Here is a 23,032-nt window from a genome sequence, read left to right as displayed (position 1 = left end):
GCTACGTCAGGTCCAGGGCGGAGGCCGGGGGCCGGGTGCCCGCGGGCCTGTCGCCTTCGAGCAGGCGTAGGGCGGTCTCGGCGGCGGCGAGGTCCTGGACGCCCAGGCCGACGAGTCTGGCGACGGTGATCTGCGACGGGTCACGCCGGCCGGGGCGGTGGCCGAGCAGCAGTTCGCCGATTTCGACCTCGGCCGCCACTGAAGGGTTCAGGCGGCTGTCGACGGCGAGGACGTCGGCGCGGTGGAAGCAGGTCGGGTCGAGTTCGGCCTTGGTGACGTCGTCGGCGCCGACGCCGGTGACGTGCTGGCCGGGTCGTAGCCAGTGGCCGTACAGGATGGGGGTTCTGCTGGCGGTGGCGGTCACGATCACGTCGGCTCGCTCGACGGCTTGCTCGGCACGCTGGGTCATCGATACCGACAACGTGGGGGCCGCGGCCTCCAGTGCCGCGCACAGGGTCCGCGCCGCCTCCGCGCGCCGGCCCCAGACGATCACGGTGTCGATCGGGCGTACCGCGCGGGCGGCCAGGACCTGCAGGTAGGCCTGGACCCCGGTGCCGAGTACGGCGATGGCGGTGGCGTTCTCGCGGGCCAGCAGCCGGGTCGCCACCGCGCCCGCCGCCGCCGTACGGATGTCGGTCAGGTGGCTCTCGTCCAGCAGCAGAGCGCGCAGGTCGCCGGTCGTCGCATCATGGACGGCGACGAACCCGCTGCCGGGCGGCCGCCCGTCGGCCGCCCGAGCGGCGAACCAGGCGGCCACTTTGACGGTGAAGACGGACCGCCCCGGCAGCCAGGCCGATTTGACATGGACGTCGCCCTGGTCCCCCGCCGGGGTGAACACCATGCCCGGCGCCTCGCCGATTCCCTTGCTGAACTCGGCGAAGACCTGCGCCACCGGCTCGATGAGGTCGGTGAAGCCGATGGCCCGCCGGATGGCTTCCGGGCCGTAGACCTTCATGACGCCTCGGGGAGCGCGCGAAGGGTGCCGGTGGCGACCATCGACACTCCGCCTCCGACGGTGACCCGTTCCACGGCGTCGGGCGTACCGTAGGCGGTGATCGCGATCCTGCTGGGCCGTCCGGTGAAGCGGCCCTGCGCCAGCGACAGTTCCTGGCCGTCGCGGGCCCGGCCGTGGCGCATCAGGTAGGCGGCCACGCAGCCGGCGGCGCTGCCGGTCGCGACGTCTTCGAGCACGCCGTCGTTGTTCCAGTGCCTGCCTTCGAGCGCGCCCGCGTCGAGGACGTAGACGTACTGGGCGCCGAGCCCGCCGAGGAAGCCCTCGAAGTCCGGGTGCGTGATGCGGGCCCGGGCGAGCACGTCACCGTCGCGCACCGGTACGACGAGATAACGCAGGCCCGTGGAGATGATCTCCGGCGGCAACGCGTCGTCGAGGTCGGCGGGGGTGAGGCCCAACGCCGCGGCGACCGGCTCCAGAGGGACGGTTGTCCGCACGAGTTCGGGGCGTCCCGGGTCCAGCGACGCCGAGACCTGGCCGTCGGTGTCGCCGCGCGTGGTGACGTCAACGCTCCTGGCGCCCAGGACGAAACTCCAGTGCCGAACTTCGCCGTACGCGGCCCCGCCGCGTACGTGGAGTACGGCCGCCGCGCCCAGCACCGGATGCCCGGCGAAGTCGAGCTCCCCCACCAGGTCGAAGACCCGCGCGTGGACGACGTCCGGCTCCTCGGTGGTCCGGACGAAGATCGTCTCGAAGTGCCGGAGCTCCTGGGTCAGTCGCGCCATCTGTTTCTCGTCCAGCGGCGGAGGATCGACGAAAACGGCGAGGCTGTTGCCGGTGAAAGGACGGTCGGAGAAGACGTCCACGTGGTGGTAGCCAATAGCCATGTGACCAGCCTAGGAGCGGCATCCTTCATTGAGAATGCCGATATCAGCGTAGGCGGCATAATGAATGCTTATGGAGAAGGATTTCCACATCGCCGATCTGCGCTCGTTCGCGGCGACCGTGCGCGCCGGGAGCATCACGCGGGCCGCGGCGGCGCTGCAGGTGAGTCAGCCCGCCGTGAGCCAGCGGATCCAGCGCCTGGAGCAGGCCGCCGGAGAACGCATCCTCATCAGGGACCCGCAGGGTGCCAGGCTCACGCCCGCGGGTGAGACGCTCCTCGCCTACGCCGAACGCATGCTGGCCCTGCACGACGAGGCCCGCACCTCGATCGCCGGGCGTGACGCCGCTCCGTCGGGCCGGCGCACGATCGGGCTGCTCGAGGATCTGGCGATCACCACCTTTCCCGCGGCCCTCGCCGACTTCGCCGTACTCCATCCGCGAGTCGATCTCGAAGTGATCGTCGGCTCGGCGGCGCCCCTGCGCAGGCTCGCCGACCGGGGGCGTCTTGACCTGGTGTTCGGGGATCCGTCGGTCATGCCCGAGGCGTCCGTACGCTGGCAGCGTCAGGTCCCGCTGACCTGGGCGTGCGCGCCGGCCTTCGACCCGCTCGCCGATCCGCTGCCGCTGGTGCTGTTCTCGCAGCCCTGCCAATGGCGTCAGCCCGTCCTGGACGCGCTCAGCCGCCATGGGCGTCAATGGCGGATCGCCTTCCAGAGCACCAGCGTGCATGCCGTACAGGCGGCCATCGCAGCCGGGATCGGCGTCGGCGCGCTGCTGGTGGGCAACGTGCCGGCGGGCGCCGTGCGCCCGGCGGAGCAGCACGGGTTGCCGCTGGTGCCCATGGTCGACATCGCGATCTCCCGGCGCGCCGGCACCGACACCGACCAGGCCCTCAACAGCCTGGAGCGCCTCCTGCGGCGGGCGGCCGCCCAGGACGCGCCTGAGAGATTCCCTCTGACGGGGTAGTGGAGGGGCCGCGCAGGCGCTGGCGGAGACGGAACGGCGGATCAGGGAGCGGGTGTCGATCGCGTCGGCGGTGTACCTGCAGCCGAACCCGCCGCATCGGGCCTCCTAAGTCATCGACGTCAGCAAGCTCTCCGCGCAGTCGACAACGGTCGTGGCGGCAGGGCGTGGGCGCCAGCCCAGCAGGCGCTGGGCCTTCTCCGAGGTGTGTACGTGTTTCCGGCCCAGGTTCGGCAGCACCGCCCGAACCCCGGGATCGAACAGCGAGATCAACCGGAAGAGAACGTCCGGCAGCACTCGCGTGGGAACCCGGCCGGCCGGCGTACCGAGCTTCGCGCGAAGCTCCTTCGCGACGTCGGCCAGCCACATGAACTCGCTGACCGCGATGAACCGCTGTCCGGCCGCCTCCGCCGAGACCATCGCGCGCAGGTGCAGATCGGCCAGGTCACGGACATCCACGATGCCGAACCCCAGCCGCGGAACGCCGAGCAGTCGCCCCCGCACGAGCCGTCCGATCACCTGCACGGAACCCAGGTTGTCCGCCGACAGCACCGGCCCGAAGACCGCCCCCGGCAGAACCGTGGTCAACGTCGTGAATCCCTCGTGGTTCTCCATGAACCGCCAGGCCGCGCGCTCGGAAATCACCTTGGACTTCCGGTACGCGTTGAGCCGCTCGCCTTCGAGGTCGGTCCAGACGGTCTCGTCGATGACGCCGCCCCCGCTGGTGACCGGCGGGGTGGCGGCGGCGCACGAGGACGTCATCACCACGCGCTTGACCTCGGCCTTGGTGGCGGCCTTCAGGACCCGGAGCGCGCCGTCACGAGCGGGCACGATCAACTCGTCCGGGTCCTTGGAGGTGCCCCCGCCCAGTGGCGAGGCCACGTGCAGCACGTAGTCGCAGCCCGCCACCGCCTCGTCCCAGCCGGCATCGGACGTCAGGTCGGCGACGAACACCGACGACCGGCCGCCAGGGTCAACGGGCCTTTTCGCCAGGCTGCGTACGGTGGTGCGCACGGTATAGCCGCGCCGCAGAAGCTCGGCGACGCACCAGCCGGCGACGAACCCGGTTCCACCTGTCACCAGAACGGTCTCACTCATAGCTCCCCTCCTCCATTTCATTAGCCGATCGGCTAATGAAATGACAACACAGAGCGGCGCGGCCGTCAACGGGTGGGCTAACATCGCCGCATGTCGCCGACCCGAGCCGAGCAGGCCGAGAAGACCAGGCAGGCGGTCCTCGACACCGCTCGGCGGCTGTTCGTCGAGCACGGGTTCGACGCGACGTCGTTGCAGATGATCGCGGACACGATGGGCGTGACGAAGGCCAACGTCTACTACTACTTCCGCACCAAGATCGAGATCCTGGAAGCGCTCCTCGACGTCAGCATCGCCGCCTTCGACGCGATGCTGGACACGGCCGAAACGATCCGCGGCAAGCGGGCACGGATGGACTACCTCGTCGCCGGGTTCGTGGACCAGGTCATCGCCAACCGCTCGATCGCGCCGCTGAGCCAGACCGATCCGGGCACGCGCCGGCACGACCGGATCAAGCGCACGCTCGACCAGCAGGCTCAACGCGGCCTCCACCTGCTGTTCGGCGACCAGCCGACAGTGGACGAGCAGGCGGCGTACTTCATGACCAACGACCTGGGCCCGGCGATCCGGCACCTCACCCACCTGTCCGACGACGAGCTGCGCGCCACCCTCAAGCGGCTCTGCCTGCACCTGCTACGGGTCTGAGACCACCTCCCTAGGCGGCGATCGGTGCCACAATGGGCGGTAATGCTGTCTGACTCCCGGACTCGCGCGACCGCCTCGCTGTACGGCCTGGCCCTGGGCGACGCGCTCGGCTCCCAGTTCTTCGTCCCCGCCAACCGCCAGGCCCTCACCGACCGGACCTTGCCACCCGCGCCCTGGCAGTGGACCGACGACACCGAGATGGCCTGCTCCATCTACCTGGCCCTGGCCGACCGGGGCGCCATCGACCAGGACGACCTCGCCGCCGGGTTCGCCGTACGCCACGACTTCGACCGCGGCTACGGCCCGGCCACCAACCGGATGCTGCGCCTGGTACGCGAGGGCGGCGACTGGCGCACGCTGGCCACGGAGTTGTTCGACGGCAAGGGCTCGTGGGGCAATGGGGCGTCCATGCGCGTGGCCCCGCTGGGCGCGTGGTTCGGCGATGACCTGCCGCAGGTCGTACGGCAGGCACGAGCCTCCGCCGAGGTCACGCACACCCATGCCGAAGCCGTCGCGGGCGCCATCTGCTCGCCGCCCAGGTCCTGGGCAATGGCCGCAACGTCTCGGCCCAGGACACGGTGCCGTTCTCGCTGTGGGCCGCCGCCCGCCACCTCGACGACTACGAGCAGGCCTTCTGGACCACCGCCACGGCCGGCGGCGACATCGACACCACCTGCGCCATCGTGGGCGGGATCGTCGCCGCCCGTACGCCGCTGCCGCGCGGCTGGCTGGATTTCTGCGAGCCGCTGCCGACCTGGGCCGGCGCACCGGCTCGGTGAATAATGTGTTGCCTGACGATGATCTGTCCGGCATTCTTCAGGACATGAAGAACCTCACGAGCGACAAGATGCGACACATGGTCCTCCGCCATGGCCGTATGCCCTGGGGTCACTGACGTCGTAGTCTGCGAGCCGCCCAGGACCACACGGTCTGGGCGGCTTTTTGTTTTCCCCGATGGCGGGTGAGGGTGCTGGTGTGCCCGGCGGTTTCATAGGCCGCTTCAGGTGGGTTCGATCCCCACACCCGCTACCGGGCCTTCGTGGCGCAGTGGAGAGCGCACCTGCTTGCGGAGCAGGAGGACGCCGGTTCGAATCCGGCCGAAGGCACTGTGGCCGATCCCGAAGCGGGCGAGGGACCAAGTTGTGATCTTGGTGAAAGCAGGTTCGAGTCCTGTCGGCCACCCCACGTCAGGCGTTACCGAGAGGACTGTGAGGTCCCCGGGTCGACTATTGGTGAGGGACCTTCCCCCGAGGAGGACGCGAAGAAGGTCACCGAACAGGCTCCGACCACGATCACGATGACGACGAGGACGGCCCCCAGCACCAGTGCGAGCGTGCTCGACGATCTCCGGGGCCGGATCACGGACTGGCGGACAGTGGGCGCGGCATATGTCGTGCCATATGGCGCGCCGTATGGCGAGGCGCCCGGCGAAGCGGCGGAGACCGGTTCGCCCAGGCGGGCCTCCTCGGCGATGGCCGCGGGTTCGCCGAGCCGGTCCAGGATCGTGCGGATCCCGGCTTGGGTCGGCGGGTCCAGGTCGGCGCGGGCCACCGTGATGTGTTCGCGCAGGTCGGCCATGAGGTCCTCGCGTCTCGCGGCGGGCAGGCCGGCGGTCGCGTGCGCGACCTCGGCCAAATAGTCCTCGACGAGCCGGTCTAACGGGTCAGTTGAGTGGGTCATTGGTGCTCCGTTCCGACGATGTGGTCCACGGCGTCGCGGAAGACGACCCATTCTGACCGGAAGTGGGCCAGTGCCGCCTTGCCGTGGGTGGTGAGTCCGTAGTAGCGCCGGGGTGGCCCGGCGGGTGACTCCTGCCATGTGGTGGCCACCAGGCCGGTTCTGCGCAGCCGCGACAGCAGGGGGTAGAGCGTTCCTTCGCTGGTCGTCAGGGCCGTCTCCGCGCCGAGCTGGGTGACCAGCTCCACGCCGTAGCGTTCTTCGTTTTCGAGCAGGGCCAGGACGCAGAACTCCAGGGTTCCGCGACGGAGCGCCGTGGCGAGACCAGTCGGGATTTCCATGCTGTGCATGCTACCTTGCGAAGCAAGGATCCGTGTGACGCGGCCCTCCGCGACGAGGGCTACCGGTTTGTCACGATCTTCGAGTTTCCGCCCTGAGCGGGCCGTCGGTCCTCAGGCTGGACGCCGACCGACCTCTTCAGGAAGGGCCGCTCCATGCCGACCTCCCCCGGCCCCTTCGCCGGCCGTACCATCGCCGATCTCGCGCGGGACCTGCGCGAGGGCCGGACCACCTCGACGGCGCTCGTGCGGCTCGCGCTCGACGCCATCGCCGAGTTCGACCCGCTGCTCAACGCGTTCGTCACCGTGGACGCCGCCGGGGCGCGGGCCGCGGCGCGGCGGGCGGACGAGGAGCTGGGCGGCGGCGTCGACCGTGGCCCGCTGCACGGCGTGCCGGTCGGGGTGAAGGATCTCATCATGGTCGCCGGGCTGCCCGCGACCATGGGCTCGCGGCACTTCGCCGGCCACGTCGCGGTGTCCGACGCCGCCTGCGTGGCGCGCCTGCGTCAGGCCGGCGCCGTCATCGTCGGCAAGACGAACACCCACGAGTTCGCGTACGGTCCCACGGGCGATCGCTCCGCGGCCGGACCGTCGCGCAATCCGTGGGATCCCGCGCGCATGTCGGGCGGCTCCAGCGGCGGCAGCGCGGTCGCCGTGGCGGCGGGCATGGTCCCGCTCGCCCTCGGCACCGACACCGGTGGCTCGGTCCGGATTCCGGCGGCTCTGTGCGGGGTCGCCGGTTTCAAGCCCGCGTACGGGGCGATTCCGGTGGACGGTGTCTTTCCCCTGGCGCAGACACTCGACCACGTCGGCCTGCTCGCGGGCCACGCGCAGGACTGCCTGATCGCCTACCGGACCCTGGTTCCGGGTGGCGCGCGGATGGACGGCCGCCCGTCGAGGGGTGTCGCCTGGCTCGATCCCACCGGCCTGTTCGCCTGTGACCCGCAGGTGGCCCGGACGACCCGCCAGGCCCTGGAGGCGGGTACCGGCCCGCTGGAGGAGCTCGGGATATCGGCGGACGAGGCGGACGCACTGCGCGAGACGTACACCGCCCTTCAGAGCAGCGAGGCGGCGGCGGTGCACGCCGCCCGGCTGGCTGAGGCGCCCGAGCTGTTCGATCCCGAGGTGCTCGAACGCCTGCGTGTCGCCGCCGAGATGCCGGGCTGGAGGTACGTGCGGGCCGTACGAGCCCGGCCCCGGCACGCCGAGGTCGTCGGTGCGCTGTTCGACCGGCATGACGTGGTCGCGCTGCCGGCCGTGCCGATCACCGCCCCGTTCCTCGGTCAGCGTACGACCGAACTGAACGGCGAGCCCGTCGCCGTGCGGGCCGCGCTGCTGGCCTTCACCAGTCTGTGGAACGTGCTCGGTCTTCCCGCGCTGAGCGTCCCGGCCGGAACGGTGCGTGGCCTGCCGGTCGGGCTGCAGCTCGTCTGCCGTCCCGGTCGGGAACATCTCCTGTTCGAAGCCCGGGCCACGCATGGAGGCGCGCTGTCCGGGTAGCCGGGAGCGAATGCGGATCCAGGACTGGTTCCTCACGGACCAGGAACGAGGCAATCCGGTGACCAAGCTCGACGCCTGGTCCACGGGCAACGACGTACGCCCGCTCATCCACGGCGCGACCTACTTCGCCGAGCTGAAGACCTGCCTTGAGGCGCTGAACAAGGACGACTTATTGCTGTTCGCCGACTGGCGCGGCGATCCCGACGAGCGGCTGACCGCCGACGGACCCTCCCTGGGCGACGCGATGGCGGCGGCCTCGCACAGAGGTGCGCTGGTCAGGGGGCTCATCTGGCGTTCGCACCTGGACCGGTTGCGCTTCAGCTCGGCCGAGAACCGGCACCTGGGCGAGCACATCGAGGCCGCGGGCGGGCAGGCCGTCCTCGACACGCGGACCAAGCCGGGCGGCTCGCACCACCAGAAGTTCGTCATCCTCCGCCATGACGAGGATCCGGTGCCCGACGTGGCGTTCCTCGGCGGCATCGACCTGTGCCACAGCCGCCGTGACACCGCCGACCACCTCGGCGACCCGCAGCCCTGCCCGATGCCGCCCGAGTACGGCCGGCGGCCTCCGTGGCACGACGTCCAGGTCGCCATCCGCGGCCCCGCGGTGGTGGAGGTGGAGAAGGTGTTCCGCGAGCGGTGGGCGGACCCCGCGCCCGAGACCAGGGATCCGTTCAGGCGGCTGCGCGACCACTTCGCCAAGATGGACGACGTTCCCCCGCTGCCCGAGCCGGGGCCGCGGCCGGCTCCGGCGGGCACGCACGCCGTGCAGATCCTGCGTACCTATCCCGCCAGGCGCAACGGCTACCCGTTCGCGCCGGACGGCGAGCGGAGCGTGGCGCACGCTTACCAGAAGGTGCTCGGGAGGGTACGTTCGCTGGTCTATCTGGAGGATCAGTATCTGTGGTCCACGGATGTGATCGAGCCGTTCGCCGAGGCGCTGGAACGCGAGCCCGGCCTGCGGATGATCATCGTGGTACCCCGCCATCCCGACCAGGACGGCTGGCTGGCCGGGCCGGCCGGCCTGCTCGGCCGGGTCCACGCGCTGGAGCGGCTGCGGCGGGCGGGCGGCGACCGGGTCGCGCTCTACGACCTGGAGAACCATCAGGGCACGCCCGTCTATGTGCACGCCAAGGTCTGCGTGGTCGACGACGTGTGGGCGAGCGTCGGCTCCGACAACGTCAACCTGCGTTCCTGGAGCTACGACTCGGAGCTGAGCTGCGCCGTACTCGATGAGCAGGAAGATCGGCGCGAGCCGTACGGCGCCCGGCGGTTCGCCCGCGAACTGCGCCTGGCCCTGATGAGCGAGCATCTGGACCTGGCCGAGGGCGGCGCGGAGCGCGATGAGCTGTGCGATCCCGTGGCGGCGTTCGACGCCTTCACCGAGTCCGCGGCGCGGCTCGAAGCCTGGCACGCCGGCGGCTGCGAGGGGCCGCGACCGCCGGGCCGGCTGCGCCCGCATCCTCGCCCTGAGCTGCCCCGGGTGCGCGGGCTGCTCGCCGCGCCGCTCTACCGCCTCGCGATCGATCCCGACGGGCGCCCCGCGTCACTGCGTAGATCCAGGTCCTTCTAGGCGGCTCGCTCGTCGCTGGCCGGAGCGTCCGGCTCCTCCGGACGGGGTCCTTCGGTGGCGATCATGGCTGACGCCGGGTCGCCCAGGGCGAAGGCCGCCAAGACGATCGACGTGAGGGCGCCGAACAGGTAGGACAACTTCCGTCTCATGGAGGCCTCCTCGGAGTGGTCGTTGATTATGCGACGACCGTGGTTGCGATCGCCTTGAAGATCGCTTGCGCCAGAGGTCACCCCTCTTTGATCACCCGGCCCGGCGCTCCCCTATCCTGTACGGCTCGCGCCGAGGAAAGGGAACCCGAGTGAACGTGAGCTTGCGTCCGGTCCGCGAGGTGGACCTGGATGTGTTCGAGGAGCAGGGGGCCGGCCCGAAGGGGACCGGTGAGCTGCAGTGGTTCGGCCATCGCGGCCTTCATGCGATGCGCCGCGAGTTCGAGGCGAACGGGCTGCTGGGACCCGAAGGCGGTTACCTCACCATCGACGCCCGCGGCGAGGTGGCCGGGTGGATGCGCTGGTCCCAGCGGCTCTGGGGTCCGGCGCACACCTCCTGGTGCTGGACGCTCGCCATCGTGGTCTTCCCACGTCACCGCGGCAAGGGCGTCGGCAGCCGGGCGCAGCGGGAGCTCGTGGAGTACCTGTTCGCCCACACCCGCGCCGAACGGATCGAGGCCATCACCGACGTCACCAACCTCGCCGAACAGGGTGCGCTGGCCAATGCCGGGTTCGAGCGTGAAGGGGTGATCCGGCGGGCCCAGTGGCGCGGCGGGCAATGGCACGACCAGCTCCTCTACTCCGCACTCCGTCCATAAAGCCCACAAAGCTCATCAAGCCTGTCAAGCGATCTCCCCACACACGCTGGCCACGAAGTAATCCCGTTCGGCCTCCAGCAGCCCGGCGTGGTCGGCGGGATCGGGCTGTATGCCCGGGTGTCCTGCCACGATCAGAAGGCGCAGCTGGAGCGTCAGGTGGCTCGGCTGTCGGAGTGGGCTGCCAAGGCCGGGCAAACAGTGGTGCGGGTTGAGGCCGTCGGCTCTGAGATGAACGGCGGCCGGTTCAAGGCTCGCCGGCTGCTGGCGGATGCGAAGGTGACCACGGTGGTCGTGGAACACAAGGACCGGCTGAGCCGGATGAGCACCGAACTGGTCGAAGTCGCTTCGTCCGCAGCCGGGGGTCGTGTGGTGGTGCTGGAGGACAGCGAGGTCGACGACGACCTGCGTCAATAGCCCAGGGACATTCGGGTGGAGATGGCACCAGGTTCCGGCGAGGCTGACTAACCGGTTCGCCATCGTTGTGGTGCTTGATCTATTGGGCTAGTTTGCCCGGCATGAGGCTTCGATTCGCGCTGTCCGCCCTGTCGGCGGCCTGCGTTCTCGCCACCCCGTTGCCCGCCCACGCCGACGCGCCCGCGCTCTCCTGGGAGCTCAAGGAGACGGGCGTGACCGCGCGGCTGCGCGGGCTGTCCCCCGTCAGCCGCGACGTGGTGTGGGCCTCGGGCAGCGAGGGCACCGTGCTGCGGACCCTGGACGGCGGGCGGAGCTGGCAGAACGTCTCCCCGCCCGGCACGGCGGCCCTGCAGTTCCGGGACGTGGAGGCGTTCGACGCGCGCCGGGCCGTGGTGCTGTCGATCGGCGAGGGCACGGACGCGCGGGTCTACCGGACCGAGGACGCCGGCCGTACGTGGACCGAGACCTTCAGGAACGACGAGCAGAAGGCGTTCTACGACTGCATGGCGTTCTTCGACCGGCGGCACGGGCTGGCGATGAGCGACCCGGTGGACGGCAGGTTCCGCATTCTCGCCACCGAGGACGGCGGCGCGAGCTGGCGGGTGCTCCCGGCGGACGGCATGCCGGCGGCCCTGCCGGGCGAGGCCGGGTTCGCGGCGAGCGGCCAGTGCCTGGCCACCGCGGGCGGCCGGGACGCCTGGCTGGCCACCGGCGGCGCGGAGCGCTCGCGGGTGTTCCACTCCACCGACCGGGGCCGCACCTGGACCGTCGCGGACACGCCGATCCCGGCGGGCGACCCGGCGCGGGGCGTCTTCGCGCTGGCCTTCCGCGATCCGCGCAAGGGTCTCGCGGTGGGCGGCGACTACCGGGCCGACCAGCAGTCGCCCAGCGCGTCGGCGGTGAGCGGGGACGGCGGCGCGACCTGGCGGGCGTCCGCCACGCCGCCGCCCGCGTACCGGTCGGGGGTGGCCTGGGTGCCGCACCTGCCGGTGGCGGCGATCGCGGTGGGGCCGTCCGGGAGTGATGTCACGTATACGGGCGGGACGGCGTGGCAGACGTTCGACACGGGGTCGTTCGACACCGTGTCCTGCACACCGGACCTGGCCTGCTGGGCCTCCGGCGAGCAGGGACGCGTGGCCCGCCTGTCGGTGCGCCGGCACTGACCCGTAGGTCCCTCAGCGGACGCCGCGCGGTCTGAACTGGACGCTGATGCGCGGCCCGGTGGGGCGGGAGGTCTTGGGGATCGCGTGCTCCCACGTGCGCTGGCAACTGCCGCCCATCACGATGAGGTCGCCGTGCCCCAGGTCGTGCCGGATCGACGCGCCGCCGCCCCGGGGGCGGAGCAGCAGCGGGCGCGGGGAGCCGACCGAGATGATCGCGACCATGGTGTCCTCGGTGCCGCCCCTGCCGATGGTGTCGCCGTGCCAGGCCACGCTGTCCCGGCCGTCGCGGTAGAAGCACAGGCCGGCCGTACGGAACGGCTCCCCGAGCTCCGGCCCGTAGCGGTCGTTGAGCGCGCGCAGGGCGTCGTCCAGCGCCGGGTCGGGCAGCGGCTCGTCCTCGTCGTAGTAGGCGAGCAGCCGCGGCACGTCGACGACCTTGTCGTACATCCGCCGCCGCTCCGCATGCCACGGCACCACCTCGGACAGCCGGGAGAACAGCTCGTCCGCCCCCGCCAGCCAGCCGGGCCCGACGTCGATCCAGGCCCCGCGGTCGAGACGCGTCCTGCGGATCGCCGAGCCGGCGATCTCATCGGCACCGAGCAGAGAAGCTTGGAAAACAGCCGTCATGACATCAAGTGTAGGCGATCGTTCAAACATCCATTCGAGTGCGGCCTCAGACCGGCTGCGCCCGGCCGCCGGTGCGGCCGGGCGCGCGGCTCGTCGTCCCACCCGCCCGGTCTGTACGGCACGCAGCCCGTACAGACCGGGGCGGCCACGCAGGCCGCCGATCCCCACGCCTCCAGTATCCGACATTCCCGCCCGTCACGCCCGTTACCCACGCTGCGCCTTCGTGGCGGCGGGACCGGTCGACGTCCGGCCGCGATGCGCGGCGACGCGCTCACGGGTGGCGCAGCGGGTGCTGCAGTAGCGCCGCGGGCTGCCGCCCCCCAGGTCCAGGTACGGCCGGTGGCAGGCGGCCGAGGCGCACAACCCGCCCGGGACTCGTTGGTGATCGGCCAGCAGGACGGCCAGCGCCAGCGCGGAGGAGGCCAGGAACCACTCCCCCCACGGCGCGTCGTCGTCGCCGTCCACGTGCAGGTGCCACGGGGCGGTGCCCTCGTGGCTGGTGAGGCGGGGTGCCCGCGCGACCGTGGCGAGCAGGTCGTTCAGCCGGGCGGCCGCCGTGGCGGGGTCGGCGGCGGCGAGGACTGTGACGAGCCGCTCCGCCGCGGCCCGCATCGCCGCCAGGTCGGCCTCGCCCAGGTCCAGGCCGACGGTTTCGCCATGGCCGCGCAGCACCCGCGCGACCGACTCCGGCGACGGTTCCTCGTGGAGCAGCGCCACGCACAGGTCCACGGCCCGCGCCGCCACCGCTTTGGTCGAGTGAACCTCCACCCCAGCAGCGTAAGCCCGGACACACGAGTACGGCGGGGCTCCCCCAGCCCCGCCGTACCGTGTCGAACCATCTCTAACCGGACGGAGCTCAGCCGCCGCAGGCCGCGAAGACGTAGCTGTCCTTCAGGAGCGAGTACTGATCCCGGACCTTGACGGCCCCGGTGCCGGTGTCGATCTGGACGATCGTCATCTTGTTCGCCTTGCCTTCGGGGTACCGCACCAGGTGCAGCGTCACCTGCTGCTCGCCGGTCCAGTCGACCATGAGCAGGTCGCCGACCGGCAGCTTGATCTTCCGGCGGGCGGTGACCTCGTCGGTCTGCATGTCGTACAGGATGAGCTGGGGCTTGGCGCCCATGACGACGTTCGCGGTGGTCCGGCCGTCGCCCGAGAGGGCCTGCGGGGAGTTCGAGGAGACGATCTGCGGCGGTGTGGTGCGGAACAACTGCTCGCCGGACTCGCTGTAGGCGATCAGGTCCGTGACGCCCTCGTCGCCGGCGACGTCGGTGAGCAGTTCGCCGCCGTCGGCGCTGAAGCCGAGCATCGACTGGCCGCCGGGCGTCGAGCCGAGCAGGGCACCGGTGGCGGTGTCGAAGATCCGCGTCTTCACCGCCTTGGCGGTGCCGAAGACGGCCGCGAGCCGGCCGCCGTCGTCGGAGAGGTTGAACGTCACGTTGTACTGGGCCACGCGCGGCAGCGCGTCCTTGGCGAAGACCTTCACCCCGCCGCCCATGGTCCGTACGGCCAGCCGCCCGGCCTTGGTGAAGTAGGCCACGCGCTGGCCGTCACCGCTGACGGCGATGGGCGCGACCTGGGTGACCGACGACTTGCCGTTCGCCTCGCGGGCGATGGCCTCGGCGTCGGGCAGGGAGCCCTTCTCCCCGCTGTGCATCATCAGCCGCCATTCGCCACACGGCCGCTGCTCGCCGCCCTTGACCGTGCAGCCCTTGACCGAGGCGTAGCGGATGCCGTCGTGTTCGTGATGCGGCGCGGCCTGGGCGGCCGTCGGCGCGGTCATCAGGGCGGCCAGCCCTGCCGCGATCGCCACGGTGATCCTTAGCTTCATGGTGGTCACTCCCCTGCCACGCCGAAGGCGTACCTGGTCTTGCTGATCGAGTACCTGTCGGTCTGCGTGACGGCGCCGGTCTTGACGTCGACGGTGAGCACCCGTACCACCGCCGTCGTGCCGTCGTCGCCTGACTGGACGAGCGCCGTGAGCTGTCCGTCCCCGGTCCACCGGACGAGGTACGGCGTCTGTGCGGGCTTCAGCGCGAGATCCACGCCCGTGGAGAGGTCCCCGGTCTCCAGGTCGTAGATCCGCAGCCGCGGGGCCTTCTTGGCGTCCTCGTCCCCGGAGATGATCACCGCGACGGTCTTGCCGTCGGCGGCCAGCGTGGTGAGGGGGGCGTTCACGACGACCTGCGGCGGTGTCCGCTTGACCGAGCCGCCGTCCACCCGGTAGGCGATCAGCGTGGAGGTGTTGTCGCCCTTGTAGTCCTTGGTCAGCACCTCGTCCCCGTCGGCGCTGAAGCCCCTGACCTCGCCCATGGCGGGCACCTGGACGACCTTGCCGGTGGCGATCGTGACCACCTTGCCGGGGACGCGCTCGTGATCGCCGGTGTAGTCGATCAGCAGTCTGTCTCCCTTGGGCGACAGGTACAGGGAGACCGAGTCCGTCCCGTACCGCTTCGGCACCAGGGACGCGGCCAGCACCTCGACCGGGCCGCCCGTCGTCCCCCGGACGACGATGCGATGGTCGCGGGCCCGCTCGTAGGCGATCACGTGGCCGTCGCCGCTGATGGCGAACAGGCCGGCGTACTCCACCTTCCTGCCCTTGCCGTCGACCCCGTTGGCGGCGGTGTCCTTGACTGCGATCTTCCTGCCGTCACGCATGATCAGCTGCCAGTGGCCGCAGGCGTAGGTGGTCTCGTTCTTCTTGTCGGCGCAGGACTTGATCCAGGCCGCCCGGGCCTCGGATGAGCCTGCTTGGGCGTGGGCGGCGGTGGGAATGATCCCCAGCCCGCCGATGACCGCCGTCGCGAGGAGGGCGGCGGTCGCTGAGGTGTGCCTCATGGCGAAATTCCTTTCACTTGCCCGGTTAGATACCGGCCAAGCGAAAGGGGTTGATCACAGGTCAGCCACAAACACCTACCTGTGCGGTGTGAGTGGTCAGGGCAGCGGGCGGCGGCCGGGGAAGCCCAGGTCCGTACGGTGATACCAGCCCAGTGCGGTCTCGCCCTCGATCCAGCAGAGCCGTACCGACACCCCGTCGAGCACGGCGGGGAAGTCTACGAGGACCGGCGCAATCCCCTTCACCTCGATGCCCTGCTCGGTCCAGGCGCTCACGATCTCCTCGATGCGCGCCTCGAGCGCCTTGATCTCGGGGATGCCGCCCAGCGCGGAGGCGCCGGCGCTCTGGCGGTCGAAGGCGATCTCGGCCAGGTCGGCACGGGCGGCGATCAGCTCGCCGGCATCGCCGATGATCGACGGCATGAGCGAGCGGGCCTCGTCGGCGCTGAACATCCTGACCATGCCCGAACGCTACCGGTTCGGCTCGTAGGCGTGGACGAGCAGTTGCTCGGCCTCGTCGAGATAGGCGTCGAGGAAGGCGGCGGCCTCCTCCGGCCGGTCGGCTTCGAGGAGTTCGAGCAGCTTGCGGTTGCGGGCGACGAACGGCTCGTGGAACGCGCGTGGGTTCTTCATCACGTGGAAGACCAGGCGCAGCTCGGCCAGGAGCTGGCGCATCGACTCGTCGAGCCGGGGGCTCTGGTTGAGCGTCACCAGGGCCTGGTGGAAGCGGATGTTGGCGGTGCCCACGCCGCGCCAGTCGTCTGCGGCGGCGGCCCGCTCGGCGTCCGCCACGGCCTCCCTGATCACGGTCAGCGCCTCGCCGGTCGGCCGGCGCCGGACGGCCGCACCCTCGATGACCCGGCGTACCCGGTAGAGGTCCGCGACGTCCTCGGCCGACAGGACCCGCACGAACACTCCCCTGTTGAGCCGGTGGTCCACCAGCCCCTCGTGGCCGAGCAGCCGGAACGCCTCGCGCAGCGTGTTGCGCGACACGCCGAGCGCGTCCGCGATGGCCTCCTCGGACAGGCGCTGGCCGGGCTCGAAGAAGCCCTCGGTGACGCGGTCGCGCAGGATGTCGGCCACCCGCTCGGCCGTGCTGCTGCGGCCCAGCCTGGACCGGTCGTGTTCAAGATCTGACAGAGGACTGTCCACCGCGTCTTCCACATTTCCCAGGGAATCATCCAACAAATCTCTTGTCGAATTGTTCAACGATCCTTATGTTGATAGATAACCCCCTGATCAAAGGAGCGATGATGACGGGCTCCACGCGGCAGACCCGGCGGGTGATCCTCGCCAGCCTGATCGGCACCTCCCTGGAGTGGTACGACTTCTTCCTTTACACCACGGCGGCGACGCTGGTCTTCGGCAAGTTGTTCTTCCCCACGTTCGACCCGCTCAACGCGACCCTGCTGGCGCTGACGACCAACGCCGTCGCGTTCGTGGCCAGGCCGCTCGGCGGGATCGTGTTCGGCCACTTCGGCGATCGCACCGGCCGCAAGACCGTGCTGGTCGTGACGCTGCTGGTGATGGGCGTCTCGACGTTCCTCATCGGCGTGCTGCCCGGCTACGACAGCGTCGGCGCGCTCGCGCCGATCATGCTGGCCACGCTCAGGTTCGTCCAGGGTCTGGGGCTGGGCGGCGAGTGGGGCGGCGCGGTCATCATGTCGCTGGAGCACGGCGACGACCGGCGGCGCGGCTTCAACGCCAGCTGGCCGCAGGTGGGCGTGCCCGCCGGATACGTGCTGGCCACCGGGACCCTGGCGATCCTGTCGTTCACGCTGTCGGACTCGGCGTTCCTGTCGTGGGGCTGGCGGGTGCCGTTCCTGCTGTCGGGCGTGCTGGTGCTGGTCGGGCTCTGGGTCCGGTTGAAGGTCACGGAGTCGCCGCTGTTCGCGGAGCTGGCGCAGCAGGGCGCGAAGGCGAAGATGCCGCTGGTGGAGGTGCTGCGCACGCACCCGCGCGCGCTGCTGTCGGCGTTCACCGCGCGCATCGGCGTGGACGTGGCCTTCTACACCTTCACCGCCTACATCCTCGTCTACATCACGGGCCCGCTGAAGCTGGACCGCTCGGTGGGGCTGAACGCGGTGCTGATCGCCTCCGCGCTGCAACTGGCGCTGATCCCGCTGTTCGGCGCGCTGTCGGACCGGGTCGGCCGGCGGCCGGTCTACCTCGCGGGCGTGCTCGGCGCGGCGGTGTGGGCGTTCGTCTTCTTCCCGCTGCTCGACACCAAGTCGTTCCCGCTGATCGCCCTCGCCGCGATCATCGCGCTGGTCACCCACGCGGCGATGTACGGCCCGCAGGCCGCGTTCATCGCCGAGCTGTTCAGCACCAGGCTCCGCTACAGCGGCGCGTCCATGGGATACCAGGTGGCCGGGATCGTCGGCGGCGCGCTGGCCCCGATCATCGCGCTCAAGCTGTTCACCGCGTACGGCAGCACGACGGCGGTCTCGGTCTACGTGGTGGTCGCGCTGGCCGTCACGGCCTTCGGCCTGGCCATCGCGCCGGAGACCCGCGACCTGGACATCGCCGCCGAGCTTCCGCAGCGGGTCTGAACAGGCCATCTTCCGACGTCACTCAACGGGGCCCGAGTGCCCCGCCCTCGGCCGGGTGATCGGCCGTACCCCCGTAGGTCCTGCCGCGAAAGCGCGGGCGGCGGCTGCCACCGCCGCCCGCGCGGGGAGGCATCCATGCGCATCACCCTGTCGATCGCCTTGATCATCGCCGCGCTGATCGCGGTCCCCACCCTCATCGGCGTCGTCGGCGGCCTGGAGAGCACCCAAGGCGGCGAGGTCGCCGTCGTCCGCGACGGCGGCTGGTTCGACGACAACCAGGTCCGCCAGGTCATCGACCCGGGCTCCGGGCTGACCTGGACGGGCATGTGGTCCTCCGTCCACGCCTACCCCGCGCAGCAGCGCTTCTACACGATCACCGCCGACGCCAAGCGCGCCACCAGGCTCGGCGTGGACGTGGTGACGGTACCGAGCAGCGACGGCGTGAACCTGGGCATCGAGGGGACCCTGTACTTCACGCTCAACCTCGATCACGACACGCTGAAGAGCTTCGACGACAAGTACGGCACCCGCACCTACCGCGCCCAGGACGACAGCTCACTGGCCGCGTGGGAGGGCGACGACGGCTGGACCGCGTTCTTCGGCCAGGCCGTCCGGCCGGTGGTCGACAACGCACTGCGCGGTCAGCTCGGCAACATGCGCTGCGCCGAGCTCGTCCCCTCGTGCTCGCTGCTGGAGAGCAGCGCGCTCAAGCCACAGGACAGCAACACGAACATCACCAAGGTCCAGAACGCCGTCAACGCCGCACTGGCCCGGGACCTGCCCCAGACGCTGGGCGGCGAGTTCTTCACCGGCCTGCGGTTCACCCTGGCCAAGGTGACGCTGCCGGCCGAGGTGCAGCAGGCCGTCGACAGATCGCTGGCCGCCGGCGCCGCCGTCTCCGAGGCCCAGGCGCGGGTGGCCCAGGCCAAGGCCGAGTCGGCCGCGAACCAGGCCCGGCAGGAGGGCTACGACAAGTGCCCCGCCTGCGCCGAGATCGACAAGCTCAAGTCGCTCCCCCAGGGCATCACCGTCTACGCCCCGGGAAACCCGCAGTCCATCGTGATCCCGGCCAAATGATGGCCGGTGGTGTCAGGCCGGGACCTTCGGAGAGTCGCCGGCGCGCGGGCGCCGCCAGGAGCCCTTGAAGGCGGCCAGCGACGCCAGGAAGACCACCTGGCCGGCCAGTGCCACCCACAGCCACGTCCCCCACCCGCTGGCCGCCACCACCATCGGTGAGATCACCAGCAGGGCCACGATCATGATCCGGACGACCATGCCCCACAGGCCCAGAGCCGCGCCCTGGAGCCGGGGGTCGACGTCCTCGGCGTCCTCGGAGAAGTTCGCCATCCAGGGGACGTAGGCGAGGCCCAGGACCAGGAACAGGATCGCGTAGACCAGGGTGACGCGGCCGACCGTGGCGCCCGTGCCGACGAGGCTGATGAAGTAGGCGAGCGTCGCGATCGTCAGCACGATGCCCACGGCCGTGAACGGCTTGCGCAGGCGCAACCGGTCGGAGATCCGGCCGACCACGATGACGGCCAGCGCGTTGAGCAGGATGCCCAGGGCGACGACGCGGTTGGCCTGAGCGGTCTCCATCCCGAACGCGCTGCCGGCCAGGATCGTCTGGCCGAAGATCGCGAAGGTCCAGTAGAGCACCTGCCAGCCGGTGTTGCCGAGCACGTGGGCCCAGAGGTGGGGGTGCCGGAACAGCTCCTTCACCTTGCCCGGATCGATCTTCTCCTCGGAGGCCACGGCCTGCTCGTACTGCATGACCTGGGCCCGCAGGGCCGCCGACGGCTCGGCGATCTGCCAGATGATGACCCCGCACAGCACCAGCGAGACGATGCCCATGATGATCGCCTGCGACTGCCAGGCGTTGCCGAACATCGGCAGCGTGAAGCCGGCGATGAACGAGGCCAGGAACGAGGCGCCGACCGGCCCCCAGGTCCAGAACGCGAACGCCTGCGCCCGGCCCAGGCGCGGCGAGAAGTCGCGGACGAGCGAGGCGGTGATCGTGATCCCGGCGCCCTCGATGAACAGCATCAGGCAGCGGACCGCGAACAGCCCGCCGATCGAGTCGACGGTGGCGAGCAGGAAGTTGCAGGCCGCGGTGACGGTCAGCGTGGGCACCAGGATCGTGACCCGGCCCCACCGGTCGGACAGGATGCCGCCGAACCCCGCCGACAATCCGCCCACCAGCACGGACACGGCCGCGATCAGGCCGTAGACCTCGAGTGACATGTTCAGGTCACGCTGCAGCAACGGCAAGATGGTGGCGATCGTCGTCTCGAAGTTGGCGATCAGACTCGCCAGCACGGCTATCGCCAGGAGCCAGACCCGACGACGGCCGACGGGGTACACACTCAACTCGCGGACATAGAACGGCTTCATACCTGTCCTTAGTGGGACGGTGCCTGACTGTCGCTCTAGAACACGTTTCTAGATGCTGCTGAGCCTGCCGTTTTATCCAGATAAGTCAAGATTTGTAGCTATCACGATGTGATCTCGGTCACAGGCGGAGCGTTGTGATTGAATCGCGGCCATTTCCCAGAACGCGAGCCCCTTTATGGGCATAAACTGCGCGCCTGTGAGCCTGCCTGTACGTGAACGTTCCCCCCGGCCGGGAGGCGGTCGACACCGCCGTCCCGTGCCCACGTCCCTGCCGCCGGACGCCCCTGTCCTCGTCCTCGCGGTGCCGGGCAGCACCTCGGGCGTGGCAGCGGAGATCGCGGCCGTGGTACGCGTCGACAACCCGCAGATCGAGGTACGCCTCACCACCGTCACGGACCTCGCCGATTCGTTGCCCGCGGGCCGCGAAGCGATCGTGGTGCCGTTGCTGACCTGGGACGATCCTGTCGTCCTCGCCGATATCGGCAAGGCCGTCGCGGCGGTGGGGTCGACCGCGGTCGTGACGGAGGCGCTCGGCCCGCACCCGCTGCTGGCCGAGGCGCTGCACATCAGGCTGGCCGAGCGCGGCCTGGCCAGGGCCGACCGGGTCCGGCTGCTGAACGTCTCCAGCCCCGTCGACGCCATCATCCTGGGCACGGTCGGCGGCGAGCGGGCCGTGCACGCCGTCCAGGCGACGGCGGTGCTGCTCGCCTCGCGGCTCACGCTGCCCGTGGTCGCCGCCTCTCTCGACAGTGATCCGGGCGTGCCGATCGCGGCCGAACGGCTGCGGGCCGCCGGCGCCGAGCGCCTGGCCATCGCCCCCTGCCTGATCGGCCACGAGGCCCCGGCGTCGGTCGTCGAACAGGCCGCCGCGGCGGTCCGCGCGGGCCACGCCGAGCCGCTCGGCGCGCACAGCGCGGTGGCCGAACTTGTCGCGCGAGCTTACGGAAGTCAACTCGCGACTTGACAAGGGCTTGTAGAGATCACTGAAGTCGGGTTACCTTTCTCCGCATGATCCGCGTGCAGTGGAAAGGTGCGCGTCTGGGCCTCCGTGACGTCACGGAGGCCGACGTGGCCGCCCTGCACGCCGTCTACGGCAATCCGGAGGCCACGGCGCACATGCCGTTCGAGCCGCGCACGCTGGAGCAGGTGGCCGCGCTCGTCGACGACGCCGTCCAGGCCGCCGCGGCCGATCCGCGGCGGCTGTACGCGCTGGCGGTGACCGACGCCGAGACCCGCGAGGTGGTCGGGGTGGCGCGGCTGCACATCGAGGCCGACCACCCGCACAGCGCCGAGATCGGCCTCGGGCTCCGGCCCGACCAGTGGGGGCGCGGCATCGGCACGGACCTGATCCGCCTGGTGCAGTCGTTCGGCTTCAAGGGGCTGGGGCTGCACCGGATCTGGGGCGCGCGCGCACCCGGCAATCTGCCCGCCCAACTGGCGATGCTGACCGCCGGGATGATCGAGGAGGGCCGGGTCCGCCACCACGTGCTGACACCGTCGGGCTGGCGCGACTCGATCGTCCACTCGATCATCGAGGACGACTGGACGGACCGGTAGGGTCAGGCTTCGCCCTTGACCAACGCCGCCGTGCTCTCCCGGACTATGAGATCCGTCGCCAGCTCCACCCTTCTGCTCTCCGGGGCCTCGCCGCGCTTCATCGCCAGGACCGTGCGCGTCGCCAGGGCGGCCATCTCCTGGAGCGGCTGGCGGACCGTGGTCAGCGGGGGCCAGGCCGACTTCGACAGGGGCAGGTCGTCGAAGCCGACGACGCTCAGGTCTTCCGGGACGCGCAGGCCGCGCTGGCGGGCGGCCTCGAAGACGCCGAAGGCCATGAGGTCGCTGGCCGCGAAGATCGCCGTCGGGGGGTCGGGCAGGGAGAGCAGGGCGTGGCCCTGGTCGTGGCCCGAGTCGACCAGGAAGGTGCCTCTGCGGATCAGCGCGGGGTCCACCTCGACGCCCGCGGTCTCCAGCGCCGCCCGGTAGCCGTCGACGCGCGCCTGGCTGCAGAGCATGTCGGCCGGGCCGCTGATCATGGCGACTCTGCGGTGGCCCAGCTCCAGGAGGTGGCGGGTGGCGGCCAGGCCGCCGTGCCAGTTGGTGGCGCCCACCGAGACCACGCCGGGTGCCGGCTCGCCCTCCGGGTCCACCACGACGAACGGCAGCGAGCGGGCGCTGAGCTGCGCCTGGACACCGGTCGAGAGCTTGGAGGCCACGACGACCACGCCGTCCGTCCGCCGTGAGGCGAGGCGGTCCAGCCAGTCACGGCCGGGACCCGCGTGGGTGTGCAGGACCGACATGACGACGCTGGCCCCCGCGTCGCGGGCCGCCGACTCGGCGCCGCGGACGATCTCCATCGCCCACGGCGACTCGATCTCGGCGAACACCAGGTCCACCAGGCCCGAGGGCGTGTCGTCCTGGCTGGTGCGCCGTTGGTAGCCGTGCTCGTGCAGCAACCGCTCGACCCGGTGGCGCGTCTCCGGGGCCACCTCGGGACGGCCGTTGATGACCTTGGAAACCGTGGGGATCGAGACCCCGGCCTCCTCGGCTATCAGGGCGATCGTCACCCGCCTCTTCGCTGGCATGAGCCGGAGTCTATCGAAACTTTCGGCGACGAGTT

The 23,032-nt window shown here is 70.7% G+C and carries 26 protein-coding genes, 3 tRNA genes and 1 pseudogene; 16 read left to right on the top strand and 14 right to left on the bottom strand.

From position 1 onward, the window contains the following. Position 1: 1 nt before the first annotated feature. Positions 2–955: an ornithine cyclodeaminase family protein gene (locus AB0F17_RS22830; RefSeq protein WP_358025964.1), complete on the bottom strand. Its 954-nt coding sequence runs from the start codon at positions 953–955 to the stop codon at positions 2–4. Further along, complete coding sequence (locus tag AB0F17_RS22825; RefSeq protein WP_358025962.1) at positions 952–1,839, bottom strand: PhzF family phenazine biosynthesis protein; 888 nt, start codon at positions 1,837–1,839, stop codon at positions 952–954. Before AB0F17_RS22825 ends, AB0F17_RS22830 begins: the two co-directional genes overlap by 4 nt. 70 nt (positions 1,840–1,909) lie before the next feature. On the opposite strand from AB0F17_RS22825, the gene AB0F17_RS22820 reads away from it, so the two are divergent. Further along, a complete protein-coding gene (locus AB0F17_RS22820; protein ID WP_358025960.1) occupies positions 1,910–2,803 on the top strand; it encodes a LysR family transcriptional regulator in 894 nt (297 codons plus the stop codon). A 105-nt stretch (positions 2,804–2,908) separates the two neighbouring features. On the opposite strand, the gene AB0F17_RS22815 is transcribed toward AB0F17_RS22820, so the two are convergent. Further along, on the bottom strand, positions 2,909–3,898 hold the full coding sequence (locus AB0F17_RS22815; protein ID WP_358025958.1) for an aldehyde reductase: 990 nt from the start codon (positions 3,896–3,898) through the stop codon (positions 2,909–2,911). A 90-nt stretch (positions 3,899–3,988) separates the two neighbouring features. Between AB0F17_RS22815 and AB0F17_RS22810 the strand changes: the two genes are divergently transcribed. From AB0F17_RS22810 to AB0F17_RS22785, 6 genes and pseudogenes are all read left to right on the top strand, one after another. After that, complete coding sequence (locus AB0F17_RS22810; RefSeq protein WP_358025956.1) at positions 3,989–4,540, top strand: helix-turn-helix domain-containing protein; 552 nt, start codon at positions 3,989–3,991, stop codon at positions 4,538–4,540. Between the two features lie 42 nt (positions 4,541–4,582). Further along, positions 4,583–5,008: pseudogene (locus AB0F17_RS22805) on the top strand (ADP-ribosylglycohydrolase family protein); the annotation flags it as partial. A gap of 110 nt (positions 5,009–5,118) precedes the next feature. Then, positions 5,119–5,319, top strand: a complete 201-nt coding sequence (locus tag AB0F17_RS22800; RefSeq protein WP_358026208.1) for an ADP-ribosylglycohydrolase family protein — start codon at positions 5,119–5,121, stop codon at positions 5,317–5,319. A 177-nt stretch (positions 5,320–5,496) separates the two neighbouring features. After that, positions 5,497–5,569: transfer RNA gene (locus AB0F17_RS22795), tRNA-Met, on the top strand. Between the two features lie 4 nt (positions 5,570–5,573). Continuing rightward, positions 5,574–5,646, top strand: a tRNA-Arg gene (locus AB0F17_RS22790). A 2-nt stretch (positions 5,647–5,648) separates the two neighbouring features. Continuing rightward, a tRNA-His gene (locus tag AB0F17_RS22785) sits at positions 5,649–5,725 on the top strand. 9 nt (positions 5,726–5,734) lie between these two features. Here the strand turns inward: AB0F17_RS22785 and AB0F17_RS22780 are convergent. Further along, complete coding sequence (locus AB0F17_RS22780; protein ID WP_358025954.1) at positions 5,735–6,220, bottom strand: hypothetical protein; 486 nt, start codon at positions 6,218–6,220, stop codon at positions 5,735–5,737. After that, positions 6,217–6,558: a PadR family transcriptional regulator gene (locus AB0F17_RS22775; protein WP_358025952.1), complete on the bottom strand. Its 342-nt coding sequence runs from the start codon at positions 6,556–6,558 to the stop codon at positions 6,217–6,219. The genes AB0F17_RS22780 and AB0F17_RS22775 overlap by 4 nt, the downstream gene beginning before the upstream one ends. 153 nt (positions 6,559–6,711) lie before the next feature. On the opposite strand from AB0F17_RS22775, the gene AB0F17_RS22770 reads away from it, so the two are divergent. Both AB0F17_RS22770 and AB0F17_RS22765 read left to right on the top strand, forming a co-directional pair. Next, positions 6,712–8,055, top strand: coding sequence for an amidase (locus AB0F17_RS22770; protein WP_358025950.1), 1,344 nt, complete (start codon positions 6,712–6,714; stop codon positions 8,053–8,055). Between the two features lie 10 nt (positions 8,056–8,065). Next, positions 8,066–9,628, top strand: coding sequence for a phospholipase D-like domain-containing protein (locus AB0F17_RS22765; RefSeq protein ID WP_358025948.1), 1,563 nt, complete (start codon positions 8,066–8,068; stop codon positions 9,626–9,628). Here AB0F17_RS22765 and AB0F17_RS22760 read toward each other — a convergent pair. Beyond that, positions 9,625–9,777 (bottom strand): hypothetical protein, encoded by a 153-nt coding sequence (locus AB0F17_RS22760; RefSeq protein ID WP_358025946.1) that lies wholly within the window; start codon positions 9,775–9,777, stop codon positions 9,625–9,627. The genes AB0F17_RS22765 and AB0F17_RS22760 overlap by 4 nt on opposite strands. A 155-nt stretch (positions 9,778–9,932) precedes the next feature. Here AB0F17_RS22760 and AB0F17_RS22755 point away from each other — a divergent pair, with 155 nt between their 5' ends. From AB0F17_RS22755 to AB0F17_RS22745, 3 genes are all read left to right on the top strand, one after another. Then, complete coding sequence (locus tag AB0F17_RS22755; RefSeq protein ID WP_358025944.1) at positions 9,933–10,433, top strand: GNAT family protein; 501 nt, start codon at positions 9,933–9,935, stop codon at positions 10,431–10,433. Between the two features lie 87 nt (positions 10,434–10,520). Continuing rightward, positions 10,521–10,847 carry a recombinase family protein gene (locus AB0F17_RS22750; RefSeq protein ID WP_358025943.1) on the top strand — a complete coding sequence of 109 codons (327 nt, stop codon included), beginning with the start codon at positions 10,521–10,523 and terminating at the stop codon, positions 10,845–10,847. 101 nt (positions 10,848–10,948) lie between these two features. Further along, the gene (locus AB0F17_RS22745) at positions 10,949–12,010 is read left to right on the top strand and encodes an oxidoreductase (protein WP_358025942.1); all 1,062 of its coding nucleotides are present in this window, start codon (positions 10,949–10,951) and stop codon (positions 12,008–12,010) included. A 12-nt stretch (positions 12,011–12,022) separates the two neighbouring features. On the opposite strand, the gene AB0F17_RS22740 is transcribed toward AB0F17_RS22745, so the two are convergent. From AB0F17_RS22740 to AB0F17_RS22715, 6 genes are all read right to left on the bottom strand, one after another. Continuing rightward, complete coding sequence (locus AB0F17_RS22740) at positions 12,023–12,637, bottom strand: alpha-ketoglutarate-dependent dioxygenase AlkB (protein ID WP_358025940.1); 615 nt, start codon at positions 12,635–12,637, stop codon at positions 12,023–12,025. 204 nt (positions 12,638–12,841) lie between these two features. After that, positions 12,842–13,405 (bottom strand): CGNR zinc finger domain-containing protein, encoded by a 564-nt coding sequence (locus AB0F17_RS22735; protein ID WP_358025938.1) that lies wholly within the window; start codon positions 13,403–13,405, stop codon positions 12,842–12,844. An 88-nt stretch (positions 13,406–13,493) separates the two neighbouring features. Beyond that, the gene (locus AB0F17_RS22730; protein WP_358025936.1) at positions 13,494–14,468 is read right to left on the bottom strand and encodes a hypothetical protein; all 975 of its coding nucleotides are present in this window, start codon (positions 14,466–14,468) and stop codon (positions 13,494–13,496) included. Positions 14,469–14,473: 5 nt separating this feature from the next. Next, on the bottom strand, positions 14,474–15,475 hold the full coding sequence (locus AB0F17_RS22725; protein ID WP_358025934.1) for a hypothetical protein: 1,002 nt from the start codon (positions 15,473–15,475) through the stop codon (positions 14,474–14,476). Positions 15,476–15,571: 96 nt separating this feature from the next. Continuing rightward, positions 15,572–15,934: a DUF2203 domain-containing protein gene (locus AB0F17_RS22720; protein ID WP_358025932.1), complete on the bottom strand. Its 363-nt coding sequence runs from the start codon at positions 15,932–15,934 to the stop codon at positions 15,572–15,574. Between the two features lie 9 nt (positions 15,935–15,943). After that, on the bottom strand, positions 15,944–16,624 hold the full coding sequence (locus AB0F17_RS22715) for a GntR family transcriptional regulator (protein WP_358025930.1): 681 nt from the start codon (positions 16,622–16,624) through the stop codon (positions 15,944–15,946). A gap of 101 nt (positions 16,625–16,725) precedes the next feature. Here AB0F17_RS22715 and AB0F17_RS22710 point away from each other — a divergent pair, with 101 nt between their 5' ends. Continuing rightward, entirely contained in the window at positions 16,726–18,024 is a 1,299-nt protein-coding gene (locus AB0F17_RS22710) for an MFS transporter (protein ID WP_358025928.1), read from the top strand. A 135-nt stretch (positions 18,025–18,159) separates the two neighbouring features. Continuing rightward, the gene (locus AB0F17_RS22705; RefSeq protein WP_358025926.1) at positions 18,160–19,101 is read left to right on the top strand and encodes an SPFH domain-containing protein; all 942 of its coding nucleotides are present in this window, start codon (positions 18,160–18,162) and stop codon (positions 19,099–19,101) included. A gap of 12 nt (positions 19,102–19,113) precedes the next feature. Here the strand turns inward: AB0F17_RS22705 and AB0F17_RS22700 are convergent, their stop codons facing one another. Then, positions 19,114–20,415, bottom strand: a complete 1,302-nt coding sequence (locus AB0F17_RS22700; protein WP_358025924.1) for an MFS transporter — start codon at positions 20,413–20,415, stop codon at positions 19,114–19,116. A 256-nt stretch (positions 20,416–20,671) separates the two neighbouring features. Between AB0F17_RS22700 and AB0F17_RS22695 the strand changes: the two genes are divergently transcribed. Then, positions 20,672–21,379, top strand: a complete 708-nt coding sequence (locus AB0F17_RS22695; protein ID WP_358025922.1) for a hypothetical protein — start codon at positions 20,672–20,674, stop codon at positions 21,377–21,379. 44 nt (positions 21,380–21,423) lie between these two features. After that, entirely contained in the window at positions 21,424–21,972 is a 549-nt protein-coding gene (locus tag AB0F17_RS22690) for a GNAT family protein (protein ID WP_358025920.1), read from the top strand. Positions 21,973–21,974: 2 nt separating this feature from the next. On the opposite strand, the gene AB0F17_RS22685 is transcribed toward AB0F17_RS22690, so the two are convergent. Beyond that, a complete protein-coding gene (locus AB0F17_RS22685; RefSeq protein ID WP_358025918.1) occupies positions 21,975–22,997 on the bottom strand; it encodes a LacI family DNA-binding transcriptional regulator in 1,023 nt (340 codons plus the stop codon). Positions 22,998–23,032: the final 35 nt, after the last annotated feature.

Source organism: Nonomuraea sp. NPDC026600 (genome assembly GCF_040638335.1).
In the GTDB taxonomy this organism is placed as follows: Bacteria; Actinomycetota; Actinomycetes; order Streptosporangiales; family Streptosporangiaceae; genus Nonomuraea.
Note: the sequence above shows the minus strand (reverse complement) of the source record. Positions and strands in the feature narration are given on the sequence as shown.

Bases quoted from the DNA above. Each gene is read 5' to 3' on its own strand.
- AB0F17_RS22780 (WP_358025954.1), bottom strand. From the start codon at position 6,220: ATGACCCACTCAACTGACCCGTTAGACCGGCTCGTCGAGGACTATTTG.
- AB0F17_RS22725 (WP_358025934.1), bottom strand. From the start codon at position 15,475: ATGAGGCACACCTCAGCGACCGCCGCCCTCCTCGCGACGGCGGTCATC.
- AB0F17_RS22815 (WP_358025958.1), bottom strand. From the start codon at position 3,898: ATGAGTGAGACCGTTCTGGTGACAGGTGGAACCGGGTTCGTCGCCGGC.
- AB0F17_RS22740 (WP_358025940.1), bottom strand. From the start codon at position 12,637: ATGACGGCTGTTTTCCAAGCTTCTCTGCTCGGTGCCGATGAGATCGCC.
- AB0F17_RS22700 (WP_358025924.1), bottom strand. From the start codon at position 20,415: ATGAAGCCGTTCTATGTCCGCGAGTTGAGTGTGTACCCCGTCGGCCGT.
- AB0F17_RS22810 (WP_358025956.1), top strand. From the start codon at position 3,989: ATGTCGCCGACCCGAGCCGAGCAGGCCGAGAAGACCAGGCAGGCGGTC.
- AB0F17_RS22720 (WP_358025932.1), bottom strand. From the start codon at position 15,934: ATGGTCAGGATGTTCAGCGCCGACGAGGCCCGCTCGCTCATGCCGTCG.
- AB0F17_RS22705 (WP_358025926.1), top strand. From the start codon at position 18,160: ATGCGCATCACCCTGTCGATCGCCTTGATCATCGCCGCGCTGATCGCG.
- AB0F17_RS22745 (WP_358025942.1), top strand. From the start codon at position 10,949: ATGAGGCTTCGATTCGCGCTGTCCGCCCTGTCGGCGGCCTGCGTTCTC.
- AB0F17_RS22830 (WP_358025964.1), bottom strand. From the start codon at position 955: ATGAAGGTCTACGGCCCGGAAGCCATCCGGCGGGCCATCGGCTTCACC.
- AB0F17_RS22685 (WP_358025918.1), bottom strand. From the start codon at position 22,997: ATGCCAGCGAAGAGGCGGGTGACGATCGCCCTGATAGCCGAGGAGGCC.
- AB0F17_RS22760 (WP_358025946.1), bottom strand. From the start codon at position 9,777: ATGAGACGGAAGTTGTCCTACCTGTTCGGCGCCCTCACGTCGATCGTC.
- AB0F17_RS22825 (WP_358025962.1), bottom strand. From the start codon at position 1,839: ATGGCTATTGGCTACCACCACGTGGACGTCTTCTCCGACCGTCCTTTC.
- AB0F17_RS22690 (WP_358025920.1), top strand. From the start codon at position 21,424: ATGATCCGCGTGCAGTGGAAAGGTGCGCGTCTGGGCCTCCGTGACGTC.
- AB0F17_RS22730 (WP_358025936.1), bottom strand. From the start codon at position 14,468: ATGAAGCTAAGGATCACCGTGGCGATCGCGGCAGGGCTGGCCGCCCTG.
- AB0F17_RS22820 (WP_358025960.1), top strand. From the start codon at position 1,910: ATGGAGAAGGATTTCCACATCGCCGATCTGCGCTCGTTCGCGGCGACC.
- AB0F17_RS22775 (WP_358025952.1), bottom strand. From the start codon at position 6,558: ATGGAAATCCCGACTGGTCTCGCCACGGCGCTCCGTCGCGGAACCCTG.
- AB0F17_RS22770 (WP_358025950.1), top strand. From the start codon at position 6,712: ATGCCGACCTCCCCCGGCCCCTTCGCCGGCCGTACCATCGCCGATCTC.
- AB0F17_RS22765 (WP_358025948.1), top strand. From the start codon at position 8,066: ATGCGGATCCAGGACTGGTTCCTCACGGACCAGGAACGAGGCAATCCG.
- AB0F17_RS22710 (WP_358025928.1), top strand. From the start codon at position 16,726: ATGACGGGCTCCACGCGGCAGACCCGGCGGGTGATCCTCGCCAGCCTG.